General features: G+C 45.8%; 16 protein-coding genes and 2 tRNA genes. 2 read left to right on the top strand and 16 right to left on the bottom strand.

Translation table 11 applies throughout. From position 1 onward, the window contains the following. Positions 1-33: 33 nt before the first annotated feature. The 7 genes from ACS8E3_RS09815 to leuS form a co-directional block, all read right to left on the bottom strand. Positions 34-109: transfer RNA gene (locus tag ACS8E3_RS09815), tRNA-Lys, on the bottom strand. Positions 110-411: 302 nt separating this feature from the next. Further along, a tRNA-Lys gene (locus ACS8E3_RS09810) sits at positions 412-487 on the bottom strand. 453 nt (positions 488-940) lie between these two features. Further along, complete coding sequence (locus tag ACS8E3_RS09805) at positions 941-2950, bottom strand: MacB family efflux pump subunit (RefSeq protein WP_439243802.1); 2010 nt, start codon at positions 2948-2950, stop codon at positions 941-943. A gap of 172 nt (positions 2951-3122) precedes the next feature. Continuing rightward, on the bottom strand, positions 3123-4508 hold the full coding sequence (locus ACS8E3_RS09800) for an efflux RND transporter periplasmic adaptor subunit (RefSeq protein ID WP_439243799.1): 1386 nt from the start codon (positions 4506-4508) through the stop codon (positions 3123-3125). Positions 4509-4665: 157 nt separating this feature from the next. Beyond that, complete coding sequence (gene holA / locus ACS8E3_RS09795; protein ID WP_439243796.1) at positions 4666-5751, bottom strand: DNA polymerase III subunit delta; 1086 nt, start codon at positions 5749-5751, stop codon at positions 4666-4668. Positions 5752-5861: 110 nt separating this feature from the next. Continuing rightward, positions 5862-6596 (bottom strand): LPS-assembly lipoprotein LptE, encoded by a 735-nt coding sequence (locus ACS8E3_RS09790; protein WP_439243793.1) that lies wholly within the window; start codon positions 6594-6596, stop codon positions 5862-5864. A gap of 63 nt (positions 6597-6659) precedes the next feature. Further along, on the bottom strand, positions 6660-9377 hold the full coding sequence (gene leuS / locus ACS8E3_RS09785) for a leucine--tRNA ligase (RefSeq protein ID WP_439243790.1): 2718 nt from the start codon (positions 9375-9377) through the stop codon (positions 6660-6662). Positions 9378-9565: 188 nt separating this feature from the next. Here leuS and ACS8E3_RS09780 point away from each other — a divergent pair, with 188 nt between their 5' ends. Together ACS8E3_RS09780 and ACS8E3_RS09775 are read left to right on the top strand one after the other, a co-directional pair. Continuing rightward, a complete protein-coding gene (locus tag ACS8E3_RS09780) occupies positions 9566-9931 on the top strand; it encodes an arsenate reductase (RefSeq protein WP_439243787.1) in 366 nt (121 codons plus the stop codon). A 141-nt stretch (positions 9932-10072) separates the two neighbouring features. Then, a complete protein-coding gene (locus ACS8E3_RS09775; protein WP_439243784.1) occupies positions 10073-10432 on the top strand; it encodes a hypothetical protein in 360 nt (119 codons plus the stop codon). A gap of 97 nt (positions 10433-10529) precedes the next feature. On the opposite strand, the gene ACS8E3_RS09770 is transcribed toward ACS8E3_RS09775, so the two are convergent. The 9 genes from ACS8E3_RS09770 to ACS8E3_RS09730 form a co-directional block, all read right to left on the bottom strand. Continuing rightward, positions 10530-10760: a hypothetical protein gene (locus ACS8E3_RS09770; protein WP_439243781.1), complete on the bottom strand. Its 231-nt coding sequence runs from the start codon at positions 10758-10760 to the stop codon at positions 10530-10532. A gap of 32 nt (positions 10761-10792) precedes the next feature. Further along, a complete protein-coding gene (gene argB / locus ACS8E3_RS09765) occupies positions 10793-11704 on the bottom strand; it encodes an acetylglutamate kinase (RefSeq protein WP_439243778.1) in 912 nt (303 codons plus the stop codon). Between the two features lie 116 nt (positions 11705-11820). Then, positions 11821-13731, bottom strand: coding sequence for a phosphohexomutase domain-containing protein (locus ACS8E3_RS09760; protein WP_439243775.1), 1911 nt, complete (start codon positions 13729-13731; stop codon positions 11821-11823). 93 nt (positions 13732-13824) lie between these two features. Further along, entirely contained in the window at positions 13825-14289 is a 465-nt protein-coding gene (gene dut, locus ACS8E3_RS09755; RefSeq protein ID WP_439243773.1) for a dUTP diphosphatase, read from the bottom strand. 104 nt (positions 14290-14393) lie between these two features. Beyond that, the gene (locus ACS8E3_RS09750) at positions 14394-15797 is read right to left on the bottom strand and encodes a magnesium transporter (RefSeq protein ID WP_439243771.1); all 1404 of its coding nucleotides are present in this window, start codon (positions 15795-15797) and stop codon (positions 14394-14396) included. Between the two features lie 52 nt (positions 15798-15849). Beyond that, positions 15850-17883 (bottom strand): UvrD-helicase domain-containing protein, encoded by a 2034-nt coding sequence (locus ACS8E3_RS09745; RefSeq protein WP_439243768.1) that lies wholly within the window; start codon positions 17881-17883, stop codon positions 15850-15852. A 352-nt stretch (positions 17884-18235) separates the two neighbouring features. Beyond that, positions 18236-19243, bottom strand: coding sequence for a porphobilinogen synthase (hemB, locus tag ACS8E3_RS09740; protein WP_439243765.1), 1008 nt, complete (start codon positions 19241-19243; stop codon positions 18236-18238). Positions 19244-19473: 230 nt separating this feature from the next. Beyond that, entirely contained in the window at positions 19474-21285 is a 1812-nt protein-coding gene (locus ACS8E3_RS09735; protein WP_439243762.1) for an efflux transporter outer membrane subunit, read from the bottom strand. Then, positions 21282-24563 carry an efflux RND transporter permease subunit gene (locus tag ACS8E3_RS09730; RefSeq protein ID WP_439243759.1) on the bottom strand — a complete coding sequence of 1094 codons (3282 nt, stop codon included), beginning with the start codon at positions 24561-24563 and terminating at the stop codon, positions 21282-21284. The genes ACS8E3_RS09735 and ACS8E3_RS09730 overlap by 4 nt, the downstream gene beginning before the upstream one ends. Between the last annotated feature and the right edge of the window lie 5 nt (positions 24564-24568).

Below are 24568 nucleotides of genomic sequence, written 5' to 3'. Positions count from 1 at the left end.
CCCGCTACCAAAAGTAGCGGGGCTTTTGCAGTATGGTGGACCGACCGCGACTCGAACGCGGGACCAATTGATTAAAAGTCAACTGCTCTACCAACTGAGCTATCGGTCCTGAGCGAGGATAAAACGAAGCACTGCTTCGTCCGAGCGCAAGAGAATTTACATTTTCGTAAATTCTAAAAGCTACGCATCCAAACTAAGGGTTGCAATCATTCGCAAGAGAAAATCCTTTAAATAGGATTTTCTGAAAGTCTTGCTAGCAACTTAAGTCTAAATATTAAGTCTTCGCAAGAATAATTTCCTTAAAGGGAAATTATGTAAAACGTTAAGTTCTAAAAATGTTTGTTTTTAAAACTAAACTTATCAAGCTAATACCGAGTAGGGCAGAATACTTAATAAGAATACTACTGAAAATGGTGGACCGACCGCGACTCGAACGCGGGACCAATTGATTAAAAGTCAACTGCTCTACCAACTGAGCTATCGGTCCTGAGCGAGGATAAAACGAAGCACTGCTTCGTCCGAGCGCAAGAGAATTTACATTTTCGTAAATTCTAAAAGCTACGCATCCAAACTAAGGGTTGCAATCATTCGCAAGAGAAAATCCTTTAAATAGGATTTCCAAAAACCTTGCATCTAAACGCAACGTTATAAATAATGCTGCTTTTTTAGCTCTGCAAGAGAATTTTCCTTAAAGGGAAAATTCTAAAAACTTTGCTAGCAACTTAAGTCTAAATATTAAGTGATTCGCAAAGCTTTCTCTAATTCACATTTAGATAGTTTCTATCCCTAAACGTGAGAGCACATTATATATATTCCTGTGATAATTACAACCCCATGAGGAGCAAAAATGATGAATTGGGCGTAAATTTTATGAATTTTTTAAATCAGTCAACTTTATTAGAAATAGTTTTATGCTATCGCCTTGATAATAGACACCGAGCTAATCTCTAGAGAGCGCCTCCACAGGATCAAGTTTGGCAGCGTTACGCGCCGGCAAGAAACCAAAGATAACGCCAATTAAAGTTGAGCAGACAAAGGCCGCTACAATAGACGTCGTTGAATAAATTACCTTGAAGCTCTCGCCAGCGACGCTATTGATTAGCTCACCGATAGCAAAGGCGAGTCCAATGCCAAGCAACCCACCTAAGATACAAACCAGTATAGCCTCGATCAAAAACTGCTGCATGATATCGTTTTGACGAGCGCCAACCGCCATACGCACACCAATCTCATTGGTACGCTCAGTGACTGAGACTAGCATAATATTCATAACGCCAATGCCGCCGACGATTAAGGAGATAATAGCAATAGAGGAGATCAGTAGGGTCATGGTGCCGGTAGTAGACTCAATCGTTTGGCGAATGGAGTCTGAGTTACGAATACGAAAATCATCGGTACCGTGGCGACCTTCCATTAAGGTGGAAATCGCAGATTCAGCTGCCGATGAGGAAATACTATTATCAATTAAGGCGACAAAACGCTCAATATTGGGACTACCGACGAGCCGAGACATCATCGTAGTATAAGGCATGTATAGAGTAGGCGACTCTACTTGACTACCAAAACCACTGTTATTAGGCGCTAGCACGCCAATAATCCGGCCGGGCACGCTACCGATTAACACCACTTCGCCGATAGGGTTGTCATTATCGGCAAAAAAAGTCTGCTTAGCATTATCATCAATGATGATATCTTGCGTGCGTTTTAAGATGCTTTGTTCATCGAAACCTTGACCTTGAATTAAGGTCTCACCGCTAACGTCAAGGTAGTCTTGACCCACACCGCTTATGCTAGCTGCCTCTTCAATATTGCGATAACGCACGCTCATGTTAGTGTCGAGCTGTGGGCTGACGCTCACTACATAAGGCTGATCAGCGACCGCCTGCGCGTCTTGCGGCGTCAGATTATCATCATTGTACTGACGTCTCGGATCGCCCCAAGGGTAGCCATCCATCACGGTAATGGTATTGGTACCTAAGGAGCTGATGTTGGCCAGTATTTGCTCTTGTGAGCCTTTGCCTAAGCCAACAACTGAGACCACTGACGCGATACCGATAATAATACCAAGCATCGTCAATAGCGTACGCATCTTGTGCGCGCGCATCGCGAGCAACGACATTTTGAACGCTTCAAACAGTCGATCTATAAAGCTACTCAGCCTACCTTTACGATGCTTGTTGAGTATAGGTTCTGGCTGGACTCTACTATCAACTGCGGTCTGCTGATAATGCTTGGTGCGATAGTCTTCAATGATATAGCCGTCTTTTAGCTCAATGACACGTTCGGCCTGCTGAGCAAGACCGGGATCATGAGTGACCATGATAATGGTATGGCCTTGCGACTTTAGCTCGTGCAAGATGGCCATAACGTCTTCGCCCGATTTACTATCCAGCGCCCCTGTCGGCTCATCGGCTAAGATAATATCGCCACCATTCATTAGGGCGCGTGCGATAGACACTCGCTGCTGCTGACCGCCTGAGAGCTGGTTGGGTCGATTGTTAACCTTGTCTGCTAGGCCTAAATCGGCTAGTAACTTCTCTGCGCGATCGCTACGGGCTTGTCCGTCCATCCCTGCATAAACAGCCGGGACAGAGACGTTATCACGAGCGTTAATATCACCTAATAGATGATAGCGTTGAAAGATAAAACCAAAGTGCTCACGGCGCAGCTTAGCTAGCTCATCGGCATCCAAGCGACTAACAGGCTGTCCATATATTTGATACTCACCAGCGGTCGCTTGATCAAGACAGCCTAAGATATTCATCAAAGTCGACTTACCAGAGCCGGATTGTCCGATAATGGCGACCATCTCGCCTTGATGAATAATAAGGTCAATATCATGCAGCACACGTATCGTCTGCTCACCAGCACGAAACTCTTTAATCAGTCCTTTCACTTGCATTAACGGCACATTTGCTGCGCTATTGGCGTTGGTTTTTAGAGGATCCATGGGTTCCAAGACCTATAGTTGTCAAATCAATAGTTATCAAATCAAAAGCTCACTAACTCTCTAAGATTAGAGATCGTCTAATCTTTAGTGTAGGTACTATTTTGCTGAGCTAAAAGTGATGCTTAGTTATGATCAAGGTTGTTTTTAATAAAGGTTTAGTCATTATCAAGCGTTAAAAGGGACGACCACCTCTACCACCGCCATTAGCTGCTTTTTCTTCTCCTAAGATAACCTCATCGCCTGCTTTGAGACCACTCAGAATCTGCGCATTGACGCGGTTATTAATGCCGACGCTCACCGCTTGCTCTACTACTTCACCGTCTGCTTTCAATACGCGAACGCTTGCTCTGGAAGAGTCGATATCTCGATTAGAGTTATCTATAGCTTTATTATCTTTAGCCTCAACGTCTTTAGAGTTGTTTTCGGCTGAGTTAGTTGGTTTTCTAGCTTTGTTAGCAGGCTGTAGGGCAGCAGAAGGGACTAATAGAGCGTTTTCAGCTTCATTAACAACGATGTAGACCTGTGCGGTCATATCAATACGGAAACGGCGCTCAGTATTGGGGACTTCGATATAACCGACGTAATAGATCGCTGAATCAGTAGAGCTGGTGTCGCTAATGTTTTCTGGTGCAGGCTCAATGGCTTTAAGCACCGCATCAAACTTCTCATCAGGGTTGCCAATGACATTGAAATAAACGGGCATGCCCGCTTGCACGTTGATGACGTCCGCCTCAGAGATTTGAGCGTTGATGCGTACAGTCGATAAATCGGCTAAGGTCACGATAGTAGGCGCAGTTTGATTGGCGTTTACAGTAGTGCCTTGCTCGGTAGTGATAGAGACGACCGTACCGGACATTGGTGCGCGAATAGTGGTGTAGCTCAAATCCTCTTGCGCAGTACTAACGTTAGTTTGTGCTTTGCGTAAGGCGGCGCGTTGGCTGTTGATATTGGCTTGAGTTGTAGTAATAGCGGCTTTAGCGGTATCTATAGCGGCGCGAGCATTATCGACCGCGGCTTTTGCCGTTGCCACACTCGTGGCTTGGGTATCATATTCTTGTTGTGAGATGGCATCGATAGCGACTAAGCCCTTAAGACGCGCAAAGTCAGATTGTGTTTGCTTGTATTCAGATTGACGGCTGGCTAGATCAGCATAAGCGCTTTTTAAGCTGGCTTGACGACTCAAAAGCTCGGCTTGGGCACTTTGAATAGCGGCTTCACTTTGTTCAAGACTGGCTTGCTCATTGCTTAAATTGTTCTTTTGTGTGACTTGATCGATTTGGGCAATGAGATCGCCTTGTTTGACCTCATCTCCGACTTCGACATAAAGCCGAGTAACTTCCCCTGATACTTGCGCGCCAACGTCAACCGTGTTTAACGCTTTGACTTTACCGGATGCCATGACGTTGTTTTCGATATCACCTATTTCAGCGGTAGCGGTAATGTAATTAGGAGTCTCTTCTTTGGGTTTGAAAGTTCTGTAAGCCAGCACAATAAGTGCTAGCACAACTAAGGTGATAATGCCCCATTTTACAACTGATTTTTTGGTGATTTTGCGCATGCTCAAAGTCCACTTACAATCAAAACAATTTTGACTATAGTAAAGACTTCATTGATAAATTGAAATGGTTATTAGTTTGCGAAAGGTTAAGGAGAAGCGGGGTAGCTGCAACATAAATATTTATTAAAAAACTGTAGGTCGTTATTTTAGTAAGCCATCAAGTAGCAAACAGCTTTTTCCCCGACAGCTCAAGCGCGGCTTGTAATAAAAGCTCCCAAGCAGGCTGGCGAATTAACCCTTTAATCGCTTGATCACAGCGATAAAGCAGATCCGGCCACAAGGCGGTTTGCGCAGGGGAGTGACGTCGACAAGCTTGGCTATATAGGCTTTGCTTACTGCGCCAAATCCCTAAGCTTTGCGGATCTTGACCGTCCATTAGCGCCATGATTAGCCGCATGTCTTTACTGATGGCCCAAAGTACCAAAGTCGTTGGCTCGTCAGTGGCTTGTAGTTGAAACATAATCTTCGCCACTTGCGAGCTGTTACTCGCGAGCATAGCATCGGATAAGTCAAAAACGCTAAATTGCGCATCGCTGACTAATGCTGCTTGCAAGTCAGTGATATCTAAAGCTAGGTTTTTATGACTGGCTGAGTCGCTATTGTTTTTGTCAGTAGTAGGACTGAGACTGTCACTATCATTTCTCGATAACTGCGGCGCGAACAGATACGATAAGCGCCAAAGGGTTTGATAAGCGCTTAGCAGGTGATGTTCGGTGTGCGACATCAATAATTGCCAAGCCTCTTGCGAAAGCCGTAAGCCGAATTGCTCTGCTTGCACTTGTAATAGCTGCTGACGCGCGCGCTCATCGTATAAGTTACCATCGATAATCTGACCGTACTTGGCAAAAGGCGCAAACCACTTGCTGGCTTGGCTGCGTTTGTCTTGTTTTGGGGTTAACCATAACAAGCTGTGATTATGAGCACCAGATTGCGCATCGATAGCAAAACGCTCAAGCTCGCTAATGATGGCTTTATCAGGCTTATGGTTACCGGTGACAATTAAAGCGCTGGCATCATCGAATAATGATAAGCTGCTCAGCTCGGACAATACCTCTTGCCAAGACTTTACTGATATTAGCTCAATGCGTTTGATGGCATAGTTCTGCTCGCGCCAGTGGGGCCGCAGCGCGTCAATCAGCCATTGCTGAAGTAAAGGCTCATCACCGTGCGCCAGCCACAAGCCCGCCACTGCTACTGAAGGTTGCAGTAACTTAGGGTAGGCTTGGATAAAGGTCTGCTGCATAAAGATAAGCCATCAGTTGCTGATTCAAAGTGCTGATTCAAAGTGCTGATTCAAAGTGCTGATTCAAAGTGCTGATTCAAAGTGCTGATTTAAAATGCCAGTTTAAAATGCTAAGAGGTTGGGGGAGTAATCACTGTGGTCGATGGCGCTGAGCGCTCTAACATAGGTGCAGTTTGGTTAGTCTTGCTAGTATTGGAGGCTACTTTTGGTAAGCTGATAGCGACATATTGATCGGTAATACGGCGCGCTAAGCTATCATAGAGCCAATCGCGAATCTGATCGCCTTGTTGATCGTCAGTGCTGACCGATGCCTCATTATACTGATAGCTGCGCTCTACTTGGATAGGATTAGTCAAAGTCACCGGCTGTCCATTTTGATAAGTGTCGTAGGTCACATCAGCGGAGAGTACCAAACGTATCTCGGTCAAAACGCCTACTAGCTCATAGCGCCTAAAGCGTAGATTATCTACTTTTATTAGCGCAATTTTTTCGGCATCGATATTGTTGGCTTTGCTATTGGCTGCGTTTTCAATCATCGTCATACCATCGACGACGTCTACTCCCAAAGTCTCTAGGCGTCTATTCAATGGCAGCTTCAATGGGAAGGAGAGACGATTGTCTTCAATCACTACCGCTGTTTTTTGGACTTCAAAATTTAAGGGCGCATCAAGCCCGCGCAAATGAAAACCGCAGCCAGTAAGGCTAGTCGCTGTCGCCACTACAGTAACCATAGGTAGCACTGCTAGTAAAGAGGTGGCTAGTGTTTTACCAAGGCTTTTGCTTTTAGCAGGCGTACCCGAGCTGTTCTTACGTGCTGACTGCATTTTTTGCTGTTGATACGCCATAACCTTTATCCTTAATCGCTATAAAAAAGCCTAAAACGTCACCGGTAGATAAAAAACAATAAATTAGCCAACAACGACAATGTTAACTAATTTATTAGGGACAACGATCTCTTTTTTGATCTCACCGGTAAGAAACTTAGCTACGCTGTCAATACTGCGTGCCTGAGCCTTTAGCTGTTCAGGATCACTATTAGGAGCGACGTCCATTTTACCGCGCACTTTACCATTAACCTGCACCACCATAGTGATAAGGTCTTGCACTAAGGCACTCGCATCCATAGCAGGATAGCTCATCGTCAGCGTATTAACGGCCAACTGCTCAAGTAAATACTCGCCAGCATGCGGCGCATAGACGGAGAGCATAATGAGCAAGTCTATCAAAGCTTCGTGCTGCACTTGCAAGTCTTGCTCGCCATTGGCATTAAAACTAGTCAGCTCATTGGCAAGCTCCATCAGGCTCGATACTGGTGTATTCAAGGCCAAACGCTCGCCTAAGTCTTTATCTATTTTGCCAACCGTTTCATGGGTCTTACGCCGTAAATTTTTGGCCTCGCGGCTAAGACCCTCTGTATTTAGAGGCTGATTATTTAAAGTAACAAGCTCTAAATTAGCCGCGCTTAAGGCCTTAATATGATCATGAGCCAGACGCCAGACTTTTTTAACAAAGTTATAAGGACCTTTAAGCGCATCATCAGACCATTCAAGGGTTTGATCGGCGGGGGCCGTAAACAAGGTATATAAACGCACAGTATCCGCGCCGTACTGATCGATAGTAGTTTGTGGGTCGACGCCATTATTCTTCGACTTTGACATTTTCTCGATTTTGCCAATATTTACCGGCTTACCGTCAGCTTTTAAGATAGCTTTGATCGGTTGACCGCGCTCGTTATAGTCGATATCGACATCATCAGCAAAATAATAAGTGGTGCTACCATCGCTATTGATACGATTAAAGGTGCCCGCTAACACCATGCCTTGGGTCATGAGATTCTTGAAAGGTTCATCACCTGAGACTAAATTTTCATCACGCATCAATTTATGGAAAAAACGTGCATAAAGCAGATGCATCACCGCATGCTCAACGCCGCCGACGTATTGATCGACGGGGAGCCATTTGTTAGCGGCCGATTTATTGACCATGTGCTGGTTGTCATTTGGACTGGCAAAGCGCGCGTAGTACCAGCTTGATTCGACAAAAGTATCAAAGGTATCCGTTTCACGCTCCGCTGGATTACCACATTTAGGACAGCTGGTATTGACAAACTCAGGCATGTTTTTGAGCGGATTACCGCGACCATCAGGCACTACATTAGTTGGCAATACTACTGGCAAGTCTTGCTCTTCTACGGGCACCGTACCGCAGTGTTCACAGTTGACCATAGGGATAGGGCAGCCCCAATAACGCTGGCGGGAAACGCCCCAATCACGTAGACGGAACTGAATTTTTTTATTGGCAAGACCCTTTGGCTCAAGCTTCTCAAGCATCGCCGCAAAAGACTGCTCAAAGTCCATACCATCAAACTCGCCTGAGTTGACCAAAGTATTGCGCTCAGTGTAGGCGAGGTTAACCTCAGAACCTTCGGCTTCGGCCTCAGCTTTTGCGGCATCAAAATAACCGGCAGGGACGTCGATGACTTGTTTGATCGGTAAGTCATATTTAGTCGCAAATTCATAATCGCGCTCATCGTGAGCTGGTACTGCCATTACCGCACCTGAACCATAGCTCATAAGTACGTAGTTAGCGACCCAAACCGGCAACTCTTCTCCAGTGAGCGGATGAGTAACGGTTAAGCCAGTATCCATACCGATCTTCTCAGCTTTGGCAAGATCGGCTTCAGCAACGGAGCCTTTTTTGCAGAGCGCATTGAACTGGGCGATGACCTCATCATTTTCGGCAGCATATTTCGCTAACGGATGCTCAGCGGCAACGGCGACATAAGTGACCCCCATCAAGGTATCAGGGCGGGTGGTAAACACATCTAAGGTACTATCTTGCCCTTCAAGCTCATAAGGGAAGTGCACCTCCATACCGGCACTACGTCCAATCCAGTTGCGCTGCATAGTCAGTACTTCTGAAGGCCAATGACCCTCTAACTGATCCAAATCGTCGAGCAATTCATCGGCGTATTCGGTGATATTGAAGTAATACATTGGAATATCGCGCTTCTCAACCGGCGCGCCACTGCGCCAGCCTTTACCGTCGATGACTTGTTCGTTGGCAAGGACGGTATTATCCACCGGATCCCAGTTCACTGTCGCTAGCTTTTTATAGACTAAGCCTTTTTTGTATAGCTGCAAAAATAGCCACTGCTCCCACTGATAATATTCAGGGCTACAAGTGGCAAACTCGCGCGACCAATCGATCGATAAGCCTAATAGCTTAAGCTGCGCGCGCATATTATCGATATTTTCAAACGTCCATTCAGCAGGCGGCGTCTGATTGGCAATCGCCGCATTTTCTGCAGGCAGCCCAAACCCATCCCAACCCATCGGCTGCATGACCTCGAAACCCTTGAGACGATAATAACGGCTCAGCACATCAGAGATGGTATAGTTGCGCACGTGACCCATGTGCAGCTTACCGCTTGGATAAGGGAACATCGATAGCATATAACGGCTGGGTTTGTCGCTTGGCTCATTGCTGACTTCAAAACGCTTATCGGTAGCCCATTTGGCCTGCTGCTGCGTTTCGATCAGCTGCGGTTGATAGAGTGTATTATCGGCAGCTGGAGTAGCGGTATTATTAGGATTAGAGTGGTCAGAGGTTACAGCATGGTTCATAATTGGCTCGAAGTTAGACATTCTTATTAAAGTTTTGGAATTTAAGTTCTGAAAACAAATAATTAGTAAAATTAGATACGCTAGAATAGCGCAAATTGGAAAAAAATGCGATGGTCTAGGGTAATAATAGCGCAGTATTAAAGGACTAAGGTTCTAATTTTTGAGCGAATACCATATAAGGAATAACGATGAGTATCACTATCTATGGCATAAAATCATGCAGCACGATGAAAAAGGCTTTTATTAAACTGGACGACTTAAACATCGACTACACTTTTCATGACTATAAAAAACAGGGCATCGATAAAGACAGCTTGCAGCGTTGGGTTGATGAGTTAGGCATAGACAAAGTGCTGAATAAGCGCGGCACCACATGGCGAAAACTAGATGATGAGCAAAAAGAGGCTGCTGACGCTGATGTTCATAAAGCTATCGATCTATTGGTGGAAAATACCAGTATGATTAAGCGTCCTATCGTTGAAGGTGAGGTTGCTGGCAAGTCAGTATTGCTTTGCGGTTTTGACGAAGACGACTTTGATAAAGTATTTAAATAACAACACAATTTCTCCATCGCTCTCCATACGGTTTAGTGTATTCTAAACTGATAATTTAGCTGAATTAAGTTTGCTCAATTAAAGACTGAACTATTTTGCTAAGCTATCTTAACAAGGGCTTTATGTAATAAGGGGAAGGATATGAAAAAGCTATGGATGGTAGCGGCACTGATTACCGCGCCTTTATTAGTGACTAGTGTACAAGCGGCAGATACTTCTACCAAAGTGACTTTTGCTAAGGATAGTTACTGTGGTAGTTTTGCTGGTAATATTAGCAATGGTAAAGAGTTTCGCTTGTGGTTGATGCCGGATCAAAATTTAGTGATTCGTAACGTTGGTGACGATCAAATCAATGTCGCTTACGTCTCAGGTCCTAATGGCCGTTTGACTGGCGATCGTTATGAAAACGAAACCTCTTATATTACTGAGCGCAAAGGCAACCATCGGATGAAAGTTTATGGTAATAGCAGTTATAGCTCGATAGAGTTCTGTGCTTATTAACTTATTACTAAAACCGTTTGGAATTAAAAGCACCGCTACCATAAATGAGTAGCGGTTTTTTTGATGGAAATAAAAACAGTCTTAAATGAACAACCTATTAAAAGCGAAGCTCAGGCTTTATTACACCGACTATAAACCATATTAAACTAAAGCCCCAAATAATCAGCACGTAAAGCCGGATCTGTTCAGCATTCCAGTCGAGCGCGAACCACTCAATGAGAAAAAAGGACTTCCAGCCTTCTATCCACTTTGCGCCGCCATAGCCGATTATCCACCAACAATACAGGCTCTCAATAATGAAAAGCATACACCATAGGCCTAGTGACATAATAGAGCCATCCTTTATTGCTATTCCTAATATTAGCTCATCGCTGAATCGACTTCACGACTAATCAGCGTACCAACGCCTTCATTAGTAAAAATCTCGAGAAGCGTCGCATGGGGTACGCGACCATCGACGATAACCGCGCTTTTGACCCCACTGCGCACCGCATCTAGGGCACATTGAATCTTAGGAATCATACCGCCTGAAATAGTCCCATCCTCTATCATGGCATCTACCTTTTTCGGCGTTAGGCCAGTGACTACTTTACCATCACGGCCTAATACGCCTTTGATATTGGTGAGTAGCATCAGCTTCTCAGCTTGCAAGAATTCGGCCACTTTACCCGCGACCAAATCGGCATTGATGTTATAAGTATCACCATTGTCATCGACACCAAGCGGCGCAATAACGGGAATAAAGTTAGAGGAGATGAGCATATTAATCACGTCTTTATTGACGCTGACCACATCACCGACATAACCCAAATCTATGGGCGTCTCAATACCAGCGTCATTGGTCTTTTGCATGAGCATTTTTTTGGCTTTAATAAGGTTGGCATCTTTACCGGTCAGACCAATCGCTCTGCCCCCATGTTTATTAATCAGGCTGACGATCGACTTATTAACACCGCCGCCGAGCACCATCTCGACAATATCCATCGTGCTTTTGTCAGTGACACGCATGCCATCGATACGCTCTGATTTGCGTCCGAGCTCTTTGAGTAAAGTGTCAACTTGCGGGCCGCCGCCGTGTACGACGACTGGATGTAGCCCAACTGTCTTTAGCAGTACAATGTCACGAGCAAAAGAGCTTTCAAGCTCAGGATCGGTCATGGCATTACCGCCGTATTTGACGACGATGAGCTTATCGACAAAACGCTGGATATAAGGCAATGCTGTGGTCAAAACCTCTGCAGTGGTTTTGGCATCATTAAAATTAAGGGACATAAAAAACTCCTAAAAGGTAGCTCAAGCGATAGTCAGTTTAAAATAAGTCAGCTTAAATTATAAATTAAGCCTCCAAGTAGCATAGTATCGTTTTACAGCGCTATAGCGATAACGTGTCATTCTGGCTCAATAGCCGCAATTTGCTGAGCCAAGTGGCTATCAAATAGCTTGCACAAAGCGACGAATCGCGCTTGTACTTGTTGCAAATCCTTAGCGCTATCGCCAGCGAAACGTACGGTGAGGTTATGACTAGTATTGGACTCACGCAGCACGCCAAAACCATTAGCAAAATCTAGGCGTATGCCATCTATCAGTGATATCTGAGTATCCGCCGGTATTAGCTGCTGTGCCTGCTCTATGCTGATATTATAGAGAGCACTGATAGGAAGGTGGGTCTCAGTATTAGTACTAGAGCTATCGTTAAAACAGCTACAAGGCACTGGTTTTTTAGACAAATCTTTAGTTCTTAGCCTAGTAGCATCTGCCTTAGTGCTAGCGCGCTGCGCACTTGCTAAATCTTGTAAATAGCAGCAGTAAGCTATCAGATGCTCTAACACGGAAGCTTCACAAGCTTGTGTTTTAGGCAACGGCAGGTAGTGATCAGCGGTGCTAACTAAGTTAGGTAGGTTTTGGGTGATATCTGTCAAATCATAAGGCGGTAATACTGAGCGCAGCTCGCCCCACAAGTCGGTGGTCAGCATAATTTTATCCGTTTGCGCAGCAGTAGGGACAGCGGTAAAAGCTAGCCAGTGTAATAAGCGTAGTCCGGCGTACATCGCGTCATCATAAACGATAAAATAGCCATCATTAAAAATAAAATGACCCGATAACTCACCGGCAAAAATAGCTTGCTTCTGATCGGTTTGTAGTTGCTGGCGTAATAGGCTGCTGCCCGTTCTAGTCATGATCGGCTGAGCGCCTAGAGCGGCGAGCAGTTTGACTAAATGATGAGAGCATTTGACATCGAATAATACCGGCGGCGCAGTAAAGGCATGATCGTTACCACTAGCTTTATCGTCATCAGTAGTATTTTGCCTTGATTGCCGCTCAGAGATCGCCACTTGCGCTAATAAGTACAATAAATGATCGGGAGTGACGACTTTGCCGCTATTATCGACAATCATTAACCTGTCGCCATCGCCATCGAAAGCTAAGCCCATGTCTGCTGAGTTTACAATTACGGTTTGCTGTAACTCTGCGAGGCGATTAGGCTCTGTGGGGTCGGGATTGCCAGTAGGAAAACTACCATCAGGTCGATCATTAAGCATAATGACTCGCTGACAAAAGCGCTCAAATAAAGGCTTGGCAATATTGCTAGTCGCGCCGCTGAGACAGTCTATAACCAGGGTTAAATCTAGCTTGTTGTCTAGGTCTGAAGTAGTCTGAGAGACGTTACGCAGTAATAAGTTCTCTTTACTATGCTTGTGGTTCGAGACTCGCTTATCAGCTGGGTGAATAGCGTGTATCGCTTGTACCATCGTTTCGATATAAGTATTGGCGATCGTATCAGCAGGCAAGTCGGTAGTTGATATTTTATCTTGATGATGGCTATCAATCATAGCGTCAAGTTTATGATTGGCGAGTTGCTGATAGAGTGCTTGAATATCTGCATGACTAGGCGAGGCGTTATGAACCAGCCACTTAATCCCCAAAGTGTCTTTTGCAGAATGGCTGGCGGTGACCATAATGCCGTGACCATCATATTGCTGCGCCCAAAACGCGGCCATAGGCGTAGTGACTAAGCCTAGATTAATAACCTTTAGGCCGTTTGCTTGTAGAATACTCGCTACCGTTTGCGCTATACAGTCGCTACCGTGGCGCACATCATAGCCCACGATTACGGTAGGGCTAGACTGCGTCTGACTTTGAAGGTGGTTTTTGGAATTATGATGCTGAGTCTTATAAAGCTGAGCAAAAGCTTGCGTCAATGCCTGCACAAAACTTGGCGTAAAATAGTGGTGCGCGCCGCGAATATCATAAGCACGGAATAAGGCTTTTTGGGCAGCAAAAGGCGATAGGTGTTGCATCTTTTGACTCCCGTAGCTGTATTATGAGACTTATAATGATGAGTGGTAATACTGCTTATCTGTCAACTGCTTGTTTATCAACAGTACTGACGATTATTGACGACCTGAATGACCAAAGCCGCCGGCACCGCGCGCACTTATATCACTAAACTCTGTGACGACATCGAACTCTGGGCGCGCAACGGGTACCACAACATATTGCGCCATCCGCTCGCCGGGACTCAGCAAAAAATCCTCATTACTACGATTCCAAACGCTCACCATCAGCTCGCCTTGGTAATCGGCATCTATCAATCCTACTAAATTACCAAGCACAATACCATGCTTATGACCAAGACCTGAGCGCGGTAAAATCATCCCGGCAAAATTAGGATCAGCAATATAGACTGCCAAGCCGGTACCTACTAAATAAGTCTCACCTGCTTTGATGGTCAAAGGTTCGTCAATGCAAGCGCGCAAATCGATACCTGCTGAGCCGTCAGTCGCTCGCGTGGGCAGCGCAAAAGCTGGGTCATCAATAACTTTTGAATTTAATACTTTTACTTGCACGGTTTGCATAATTTGTCCTAATACTTTTATCAATTAACAGAGTTGTTTTTAAGTTTATGGTTGAATTCTTTATCAAGCTTGGCGGTTCGCTGACGCTATTAGGGTCTGTTGAGCTAAAGAATCAAAATACTAGCTAGTCCCAAGAATGACATAAAACCGACGATATCAGTGACCGTGGTCAAGATAACGGATGCGGAGAGGGCAGGGTCGATATTCATACGCTTCAGTATCAACGGAATACTAATACCAGAGACATTGGCAGCAGTCATATTGATAGCGATAGCACAGCCAATCACCGCGCTGATTTTGATATCCTCAAACCATAACTGCGCAATAAAGCCCATAATGACGGCCCAAATAATACCGTTTATCGCGCCAACCCACAGCTCTTTATTAAGAAGCCAGACTCGGTTGGAGCCCCCGATTTGACCCATTGCCATGCCGCGAATCACCACCGTCAAGGTTTGCGAGCCAGCGATACCGCCCATACTGGCGACGACTGGCATCAAAATCGCAAGCGCTACTACTTTTGCGAGTACGGCTTCGAATTGACCGATAACGGCCGCAGCCAAAAGCGCGGTGCATAAGTTAATCCCAAGCCAAATACTACGGCTTTTTGCACTATCTAAAATAGGTGCAAACAGCTCATCATCTTGACTGACACCTGCCAAGTTACGCATGGTGCTATCGACATCATCTTGAATGATCTCCATGATGTCTTCGCCGTTTAGCTGACCGACTAGCTCGCCAAACTCGTTAATCACGGGCGCAAAGCGAATATCTTCTGAGCGAAAAATAGCCGCTGCATCGGTAATATCTAAGCGATCATTAATGGTAATAGCGTTATCAATAAAGTCTACTACTAGCGCTTTTTGGTCATGTTTAATCAAGTCAACTAAGCTCAACAGTCCTAATAACTGCTGGCTTTGATCGACTACTAATAGCTCTTGGCTTTGATCATCGAGTAAGTCATCTTCGCCGCGTAGCCAAGCTTGTACTTCAGCCAAACTAATATCATCGCGCACCTGAATAATGTCAGGATCCATATAACTGCCCACTTCCCAATCGGCATAAGTATCTAGCTTATTGACTTGAATGCGGACGTCTTCGTCCAAGGTCGCCATGACTGAAGTACGCACGGTATCAGTAACCGTTTCTAAAATCTCAGAGATATCTTGCGCATCGAGATCTTGGGTGAATAGCGATATCTCTTTGGAGGAGATATTCTCCATTAAGGGCTGACGAGTATCGAAATCGAGTTCGGCTAGCACTTCACCTTTGAGGTCTTCTGGCACCTGCGCCCAAATCTGGTGCCGATCTTGCATAGGGAAGGACTCTAGCAAGTTAGCAATTTCGTACTCTGACTGTTTAGCGAGGAATTCAGCTATCTCTTCGGAAGCGTTTTTAGCGACTAACTCTTGCAAATATAGCAGCTTATATTCTGCGCTATATTCCAATGGATTATAGTCTGCCGGTAAGGTCGTTGCGCGTTCAGAGTTAGGCGTAGGGGCAGACATAGAGGTTCCAAAAGTGATGAAAAGTTAAAAAGACTAGTAAGGCCAAAAACCGTTAACGATTACCTAGCAGCGCCCGAATATTAGCCAAATACTCATCAGCGACAGCAGCAGGATCTTTGGTGGCTTTTTTCTTTTTCGCTTTAGCAGGCCAATCGATATGATCCTCAGGTAGCTCCTCTAAAAACCGCGATTCAGAGGTGACGCGCATCTGACCGCCGGCGCGGCGCTGCGTGGCTAACGTCAAAGTCAGCTCGCGCCGTGCTCGGGTAATCCCCACGTACATCAAACGCCGCTCTTCCTCTACCGTCTCGCTGATTATCGAGTTGCGATGCGGCAGCATCTCTTCTTCTAGGCCCATGATATAAACGTAATTAAACTCAAGGCCTTTGGCGGCATGCAAAGTCATCAGATTAACTTTATTGGTATTTTCTTCTTCTTGTTGCTGCTCGAGCATATCGAGCAAGACTAATTTGCGAATGATAGTATCAATCGTGCGGTCTTCGTCGTCTTCAGCGCGATTGATTAGCGACTGAATACTGGTATAGAGCATCTCGATATTATCCAGACGATTTTTTTCTTGCTGCGGGGTTTTCGCCTCCGAGCGTACCACATCGACATAACCGGTCTCGTCAATCATTTGTCGCACGATAGGTACTGGGTCAGGATGCTGGTCGAGCTCGCGAGTATAATGCTCAATAAAATCACCAAACTCTTTTAGGGTGCCATAAGCCTTGCTCGGTAGCACATGGGTTAGCCCGCCATGAGTACATGAAGCGAGTAACGAGATACTATGCTCCTGCGCAAATAGTCCAAGCTTCTCGAGAGTGGCTGGTCCCATACCGCGCTTCGGGGTATTAATAATGCGAAGAAAAGCACTGTCATCTTCAGGGTTTAATATCAGGCGCAGATAGCCCATGATATCTTTGATTTCACTACGCGCAAAAAAGGACTGACCACCTGATAGCTTATAAGGAATCTGTAATTGACGTAAGTTAGCTTCTAACATCCGCGCTTGAAAGTTACTGCGATAGAGCACCGCATAATCTTCCCACTCATTTCCAAAGCGTAGTTTATGAGTGGCAATCTCTTTGGCCACGCGCTCGGCTTCATCATCGTCATTGCGGCAGTTAATAATGCGAATCTTCTCGCCTTGACCTTTATCTGACCACAGCTTTTTTTCAAATAAATGCTCGTTATTGGTAATGACTGCGTTAGCCGAAGTCAAAATGCGGCTGGTTGAGCGATAATTTTGCTCAAGCATGACGATTTTGAGTTTCGGAAAATCTTCTTTGAGTAGCGCCATGTTTTCAGGTTTGGCACCGCGCCAAGCGTAGATAGACTGGTCATCATCGCCCACTACCGTAAAGCGCCCTTGCGGCCCTACTAGGTATTTAATCATTTCATACTGCGCGGTATTGGTATCTTGATACTCATCGACTAATAAGTAGCGAATACGGTTTTGCCATTTATCGCGTAGCTCACGGTTTTCACGCAGTATCTTAGTCGGCAGTACAATCAAATCATCAAAATCAACGGCATTATAAGCACGCAAATTACGCTCATAAAGCGCATATAACGTAGCAAAAATCATGTCTTCTGGATCATCGAGCGTTTCCATCGCTTGCTCAGGCTCGACCAGATCATTTTTCCAATCGGAGATCATCTTAATCGCTTTACCGACAAGTTCACGGCTCTCTGCGCCTGATAAGTTATCGCGCATCATCAGTTCCATCAGTAAGCGCTTACTATCGTCGCTATCCATGATAGAGAAGTTGCCTTTGAGCGGGGTATGAATCAGCTCATAACGCAAAAACTGAAGACCGAATTGGTGAAAAGTGGAGACAGTTAGCCCGCGGGTTTTTTCGCTGGGTAGCAGTTTACTTACGCGAGCTTTCATCTCACGCGCCGCTTTATTGGTAAAGGTTACGGCGGTAATACGCTCGGCTGGCGTGTTGCACTCTTCGATAAGATAGGCAATCTTGCGAGTAATCACTGAGGTTTTACCTGAGCCTGCGCCTGCCAATACCAGTAGCGGCCCTGATACATAGAGCATGGCTTCTTGTTGTCGAGGATTGAGTTGACTCATAGATTACCTTTTGGACAGGGGTTACGATCGCAAGATGGAATAGCTTTTCTAATTTTAGTAATGAAATTCGGTAGATAGCTGACAGGTGCTATCTAAATTAGGTGAGCTATTATAAAGCAAAAGCGCTTACTTTTGGGAGGAGGTGATGAAAGAAGCGTTTATATAGAAGTCTTTTTATATTCTATTTATTCATAATATTTTTTTATATGAAGTGGTTAAAAATGCTATTTTATAAGCATTTACAAGACTAATTGTAACAAAAACCTGAAAAACACTTAAAGGAATAGCGCTAACCGAAAAGAGTCAATTAGCGCTATTTCAATTTTGTTAGCCTTAATATTTAGACTTAATGTTAAGCGTTGTTCAATTGGCGGGCAGCCTCTAACGCAAAATAGGTCAAGATGCCATCGGCACCGGCGCGGCGAAAACCAATCAAAGACTCTAAGATTACCGCATCAGTGAGCCAGCCGTTTTGGATCGCTGCCATATGCATGGCGTATTCGCCTGAGACTTGATAAGCAAAGGTCGGTACGCCAAAGGTGTTTTTGACTTCGCGGATCAGATCAAGATAGGGCTGACCGGGCTTAATCATCACCATATCTGCGCCCTCATTAATATCCATCGCCACTTCGTGCAAAGCCTCAGCTCGATTGCCAAAGTCCATCTGGTATTGCTTTTTATGGCCACCTTTTAGGTTGCCGGCACTACCGACGGCGTCACGGAACGGGCCATAATAAGCAGAAGCGTATTTGGCCGAGTAGGCCATGATAGCGGTATTAGCAAAGCCTTCTGCTTCGAACGCATCGCGCATGGCTTTGATACGGCCATCCATCATGTCGCTTGGCGAGATGATATCTGCGCCGGCGCGTGCATGGACTAAAGCCTGTTTGACCAGTACTTCTACCGTCTCGTCATTGACGACATAACCGCTGTCATCGAGTAGACCATCTTGACCATGTGAGGTATAAGGGTCTAATGCGACATCGGTCATCACTACCATCTCTGGCAGCGCGTCTTTGAGCGCTTTCACCGCCCGTGCAGAGAGCCCATTTTCATCATAAGCGGACTTACCATCAGGGGTTTTTAGCGAGTTATCGATGACGGGAAAGATATCGATAGTCGTCACACCCTCTGCTAATAATTCTTTCGCATAATTAATGAGCAAATCGATTGATAAGCGCTCAACCCCTGGCATACTAGCGACGGCTTCGCGCTGATTACTGCCTTCTAAGACAAAAACTGGGGCGATAAAATGCTTGGGGTGTAGCTCTACTTCACGAATCATTGCACGCACATTATCGTTGTAGCGTAAGCGGCGCAGACGCGTTTCAGGGAATTGACGGTTAAAGGTATAAGACATTATTTTTCCTTATTTTATTGTAGGACTCATTATTTTTAGACATGACATACTTAAAGGTAGCACATAACAACAAAAAGCCCCACCAAGATGGCAGAGCTAATGGTATGAAAATGAAACATATAGCTATTTTTAGCTCAGACTTTGAATCCCAGTAGTTATAACTTGTAACGATAACTACTAGGATTTGCAGAGACTCTAAGTAATAAAATACTCTAAGTGATAGAAAAACTCTAAGGCTCTATAGTTTCAGTGACAGGCGCTTGCTCTACTGGCGTTTCCTGAATCAATACCCCAACCGCTGCATCTGTATCATTGTCATTATCGATATCAACAATCGCAGTCGGCTCAAACTCAGCAGTTGCAGGCGTTTGTGCTTGTTTGATAGCGACTGCTTCTGGTGCTGTCGCTACTCGTGCTGAGCTCGCCGCATCGATGGCATAAGCCGCTTGCGACTCAGCATCTTTTGTCAATACAGTACCGATTTGTGCCAAGTTAGTATATTGCGGAACCGGAATAGCGACAGGCGTATCGAGATTGGCACCGCCGCCAAGCGCTTGGTACAGCTCAATTTGACTGATGAGCTTTTGTAGTTCTAAATCTAGAATGCCTTGCTGAGTCGAGAACAACGAACGCTGAGCATCGAGGACATCTAGATAGTTTGAGATACCCGCTTTGAAGCGTGCATCAGCGATTTCATAAGTCTGATCGAAGTTATCTTGCAGACGATACTGCGCTGCCAGCTGCTCGCCTAGAGTTGCGCGAGTAGCAAGAACATCGGACACCTCACGGAACGCCGTTTGAATTGAGCGCTCATAGCTCGCAAGCGTCTGTTCACGCTCGACTTTTGCCACGTCGTAGTTAGCATCCAGGCGCCCAGCATCAAAGATAGGAACACTAATATTAGGACCAAATGACCAGCCAAACGCATCACTATCGAACAAGTCGCTCAAGCCATCACTACGGACACCAACACTACTAGCCAAGCTTATGGTTGGGAAATAAGCGGCACGGGCAACGGCGATATTTGCGCCAGCTGCTTTTAGATCATATTCCGCTTGCAAGACATCCGGGCGATAACGTAGCAGCTCACTAGGCAGACCAGCACTAAATACATCGTGGTTGGTGATATTGCTAACCGCAGGTGCCGGAATAAGCTCAGTGGGTACTGGCGAGCCTATCAAAAATTGTAGCGCGTTTCTTGAGGTCAAAATACTGCTTTGGGCACGTAGTACCGCAAGCTTGGCATTCTCTAGGGCAGCTGCAGATTGCAAGGAAGGCAATTTGGGATCGATACCCGCTTCAAAGCGTTTATCCGCGATGAATAAAGAGCGCTCACGGCTCTCAACGGTTGCCTCTGCTAGTTTGAGCTGTGCCAAGCTATAGCTTAAGTTGGCATAGCTCTGCGCGATATTACTAATTAGACTGATTTGAATAGAGTCTTTTGCTGCTGTCGTTGATAAAAATCTTTGTAACGCTTGATCTTTTAGGCTATCGATACGACCCCAAAAATCAAGCTCATAACTAGCAAGGCCAAGATTGACACTATAGCTATCCGTCGTCTGTCTACCGCCAGTACTACCAAAAGGCGTATCAACACGCGGGGAGGATTGACTTTGGCGTGAGTAGTCTGCTTGACCATTGATAGTCGGCAAATCATTAATATCAGTAATACGATACTGCGCGCGCGCTTTTTCGATGGCCAAACGAGCACTCTCGAAATCTTTATTATTGGCAAGGCCTAAGGCAATCAAGCCTTTGAGACGCTCATCGCTATAAAAATCCTGCCAGCGTTGACCGGCAATACTAGGTTGTTCAGAGGTACTGATAGTTTCAGCACCAAAAGCGCCATAAGCCTGCTCAATCGGCAAATTAGGCTCAGCAAGAACAGGTCTCGTATCTGCTTTAGGGATGGTATTACAAGCTGCCATACTCAGCGCCAGCACGCTCAATCCAAGCAGGCGCGATGATTTGCCAGTAGCTAGCAAATTTTTAAAGCGGATTGCTTTTACGGCTGAGTTAGAGGTTAAGAATAGAGAACTCATTGTGTATTATCTCCAAGGCTTACAGGCTGATAACTCTCAGAAGGAGTTAATGATTGCTTATCTTCGGTTGGGGCCGGCGGAGTAGGATCGTCATCACCGCCACCGTTGCCACCATTTGGATGGTTATTATCATCACCTTTGCCATTATGAGCTTCATTACCTTTATAAGGGAACATGCTGCGTACCCAAACGTAGAACATAGGGATAAAGAAGATACCTAAGAAGGTTGCGGTAATAACGCCGCCCACTACACTAGTACCAATAGCGTTCTGACTACCAGAACCAGCACCAGTTGAGATAAATAACGGTATGACACCAAGGCCAAAGGCTAGAGAGGTCATAATGATCGGGCGCAGACGTTGACGAGCTGCGGTCATTACTGCCTCTTTGAGACTATAGCCTTCTTCTTGGTGCTCTTTGGCAAACTCAATAATCAAGATGGCGTTTTTGGCGGACAAGCCTACCACGGTCAATAGACCGACCTGCAAGTAGATATCATTATTAAACCCTCGCAACCAAGTAAAGATGACCGCGCCTAAAACCCCAAGCGGAATAACTAGCAGAACAGAGAAAGGAATAGACCAGCTCTCATAAAGAGCAGCTAGACACAAGAAGACCACTAGAATCGATAGCGCATAAAGCATAGGAGCTTGCGCGCCTGATTTTTGTTCTTCTAGCGATAGCCCAGTCCATTCATAACCAATACCTTCAGGCAGCTGACTGATCATATTTTCCATAGCTGTCATTGCCTCACCGGTACTAAGGCCAGGCGCGGCATTGCCCTGAATGTTCATCGAAGGTAAGCTATTATAACGCGTCAAACGCGGAGAGCCTGATTGCCACTCGCTACTCGAGAAAGCATCGAAGGAAACCATGTTACCGGTGTCACCGCGCACATACCATTTGCCGATATCATCAGGGTTGGTACGGCTACTTGGCTCGCCTTGGATAAAGACACGCTTGATACGACCACGGTCGATAAAATCATTGATGTAGCTTGAGCCCCAAGCGGTAGAGATGACGCTATTGATACTGCCTAAAGACAGACCATAAGCGGCGGCTTGTTCTTGATTGATATTGACTTTGAGCTGCGGCGCATCTTCTTGACCATTAGGGCGTACGCCTGCTACATTTTCGTTTTGGCTGGCCATACCTAGCAGCATATTACGGGCTTCGAGCAGGCCATCATGACCGAGGTTACCCACATCTTGTATCATCAAATCAAAACCACTAGCATTACCAAGCTCGGTAATCGCCGGCGGTACGATAGCAAAGACTTGCGCCTCATTTAACTGAGTAAAGAAATAACCCATCGCTCGATCTGCTACCGCTTGTGCGGTATTCTCTTCGCCAGGGCGATCATCCCAATCAGTTAAGCGTACGAAGGCAAGCCCCATGTTTTGACCACTACCGGCAAAACTAAAGCCGGCGATGGTAAATACTGAGGCAATATTATCTGTCTCTTGGGTATCGTAATAGTTACTGACTTTATCGAGGACGTCTTGAGTCTGATCAAGGGTCGATCCTGCTGGCAGCTGCACTAAGGTAAACATAATACCTTGGTCTTCTTCGGGCAAAAATGAACCCGGAATACGCAAGAACACCACCGCCATAATACCGATGATAGCGGCATAGGCAATCAGATACAGCCACTTCAAGCGAATGCTTTTACCAACCGTCTTTTCATAAGAGCGGCTGAGTTTGAAGAAGCTACGGTTAAACCAACCAAAGAAGCCTTTTTGATTTTCATCATTGCCTTTTTCGTGGCTTTTGCTTCGTTTGAGCAAAGTCACACAAAGGGCAGGGGTGAAGATAAGAGCGACTAATGCAGAGAGCACCATCGCAGTGATCAGAGTAATGGAGAACTGACGGTAAATGACCCCTGTTGAGCCGCCAAAGAAAGCCATCGGTACGAATACCGCAGATAGAATCAGCGCAATACCGATAACGATCTTACTGATCTCGCCCATCGATTGAATGGTGGCATCCTTAATGGAAATATCAGGATCTTCTTCCAAAATACGCTCGACGTTTTCGACGACGACGATCGCATCATCGACCAGTAGACCGATAGAGAGTACCATCGCAAACATGGTCAAAACGTTGATACTAAAGCCTGCGATATAAAGCACGGCAAAAGTACCCAGCAAGACCACAGGAACGGCAAGAGTAGGGATGATAGTTGCGCGCCAGTTCTGCAGGAACAAGAACATCACAATAAATACTAAGCCGATTGCTTCGAGTAAGGTCTTGACGACTTGTTCGATAGATAAGCGCACAAACGGCGTCGTATCGTAAGGAACAACAGAGGTCAGGCCTGCCGGGAAGTTGGCTTCAAGCTCCGCCATACGCGCGCCCACCGCTTCACGGGTTTCAAGCGCGTTCGCTCCGCCTGCCAAGGATATCCCTAAACCGGCTGCTTCTTGACCGTTATACAGTGAGATAACGCTATAGTTTTCACTACCAATCTCCACATCTGCCACGTCACCTAGACGCACTTGCGCGCCTGAGCTGTCTGTTTTTAATAGGATATTTCTAAATTCTTCAGGAGTTTGCAGATAGCTCTGTACACTGACGGTCGCATTGATAACCTGCTGATCGGTGTCGGCTGGCGCTTGTCCTAGCTGACCTGCTGAGACTTGCGCGTTCTGCGCTCGTACAGCACTGACCACATCGGATGGCATCATGTTATAGCTACGCAAGCGCGCAGGGTCTAACCAAATGCGCATGGCATAAGAGGAGCCAAACACTTGGACTTCACCCACGCCTTCCACACGGCTGAGCTGATCGACGACGTTTGAGTTAATGTAATCGGCAATATCAGCGCGATCCATGCTCCCGTCTTCTGAGATAAAGCCTTGCACCATCAAGAAGCTGCTAGAGGACTTATTGACGTTGACACCTTGACGCTGAACAGCCTCAGGCAACGCGCTCATCGCGGCTTGTAGTTTGTTTTGGACTTGTACTTGCGCCGTATCAGAGTCGGTACCGTTCTCAAAGGTTAACGTCACTGACGCGCTACCGTTCGAGGAGCTTGATGAGGAGATGTACATCAGCCCATCAAGACCTTTCATGCGCTGCTCAATAATCTGTACCACAGAGTTTTCGACCGTTTGTGCGTTTGCACCAGGATAAGTGGCGCTAACAGAAACGGTGGGCGGTGCGATACGCGGATACTGCTCAATCGGCAAATTAATAACCGAGATTACCCCGATGAGCATGACCAAAATAGCCATGACCCATGCAAAAATAGGGCGATCAATAAAAAAACGTGACATAGTAT

This window comes from Psychrobacter sp. 2Y5, from assembly GCF_051847375.1.
Lineage (GTDB): Bacteria > Pseudomonadota > Gammaproteobacteria > Pseudomonadales > Moraxellaceae > Psychrobacter.
The sequence above is the reverse complement of the archived record's forward strand: the minus strand, read 5'-3'. Positions and strand labels throughout refer to the sequence as shown.

Excerpts from the sequence above, each read along its gene's own strand:
- ACS8E3_RS09805 (WP_439243802.1), bottom strand. The coding sequence starts at position 2,950 with ATGGATCCTCTAAAAACCAACGCCAATAGCGCAGCAAATGTGCCGTTA.
- ACS8E3_RS09800 (WP_439243799.1), bottom strand. The coding sequence starts at position 4,508 with ATGCGCAAAATCACCAAAAAATCAGTTGTAAAATGGGGCATTATCACC.
- holA (WP_439243796.1), bottom strand. The coding sequence starts at position 5,751 with ATGCAGCAGACCTTTATCCAAGCCTACCCTAAGTTACTGCAACCTTCA.
- ACS8E3_RS09790 (WP_439243793.1), bottom strand. The coding sequence starts at position 6,596 with ATGGCGTATCAACAGCAAAAAATGCAGTCAGCACGTAAGAACAGCTCG.
- leuS (WP_439243790.1), bottom strand. The coding sequence starts at position 9,377 with ATGAACCATGCTGTAACCTCTGACCACTCTAATCCTAATAATACCGCT.
- ACS8E3_RS09780 (WP_439243787.1), top strand. The coding sequence starts at position 9,566 with ATGAGTATCACTATCTATGGCATAAAATCATGCAGCACGATGAAAAAG.
- ACS8E3_RS09775 (WP_439243784.1), top strand. The coding sequence starts at position 10,073 with ATGAAAAAGCTATGGATGGTAGCGGCACTGATTACCGCGCCTTTATTA.
- ACS8E3_RS09770 (WP_439243781.1), bottom strand. The coding sequence starts at position 10,760 with ATGTCACTAGGCCTATGGTGTATGCTTTTCATTATTGAGAGCCTGTAT.
- argB (WP_439243778.1), bottom strand. The coding sequence starts at position 11,704 with ATGTCCCTTAATTTTAATGATGCCAAAACCACTGCAGAGGTTTTGACC.
- ACS8E3_RS09760 (WP_439243775.1), bottom strand. The coding sequence starts at position 13,731 with ATGCAACACCTATCGCCTTTTGCTGCCCAAAAAGCCTTATTCCGTGCT.
- dut (WP_439243773.1), bottom strand. The coding sequence starts at position 14,289 with ATGCAAACCGTGCAAGTAAAAGTATTAAATTCAAAAGTTATTGATGAC.
- ACS8E3_RS09750 (WP_439243771.1), bottom strand. The coding sequence starts at position 15,797 with ATGTCTGCCCCTACGCCTAACTCTGAACGCGCAACGACCTTACCGGCA.
- ACS8E3_RS09745 (WP_439243768.1), bottom strand. The coding sequence starts at position 17,883 with ATGAGTCAACTCAATCCTCGACAACAAGAAGCCATGCTCTATGTATCA.
- hemB (WP_439243765.1), bottom strand. The coding sequence starts at position 19,243 with ATGTCTTATACCTTTAACCGTCAATTCCCTGAAACGCGTCTGCGCCGC.
- ACS8E3_RS09735 (WP_439243762.1), bottom strand. The coding sequence starts at position 21,285 with ATGAGTTCTCTATTCTTAACCTCTAACTCAGCCGTAAAAGCAATCCGC.
- ACS8E3_RS09730 (WP_439243759.1), bottom strand. The coding sequence starts at position 24,563 with ATGTCACGTTTTTTTATTGATCGCCCTATTTTTGCATGGGTCATGGCT.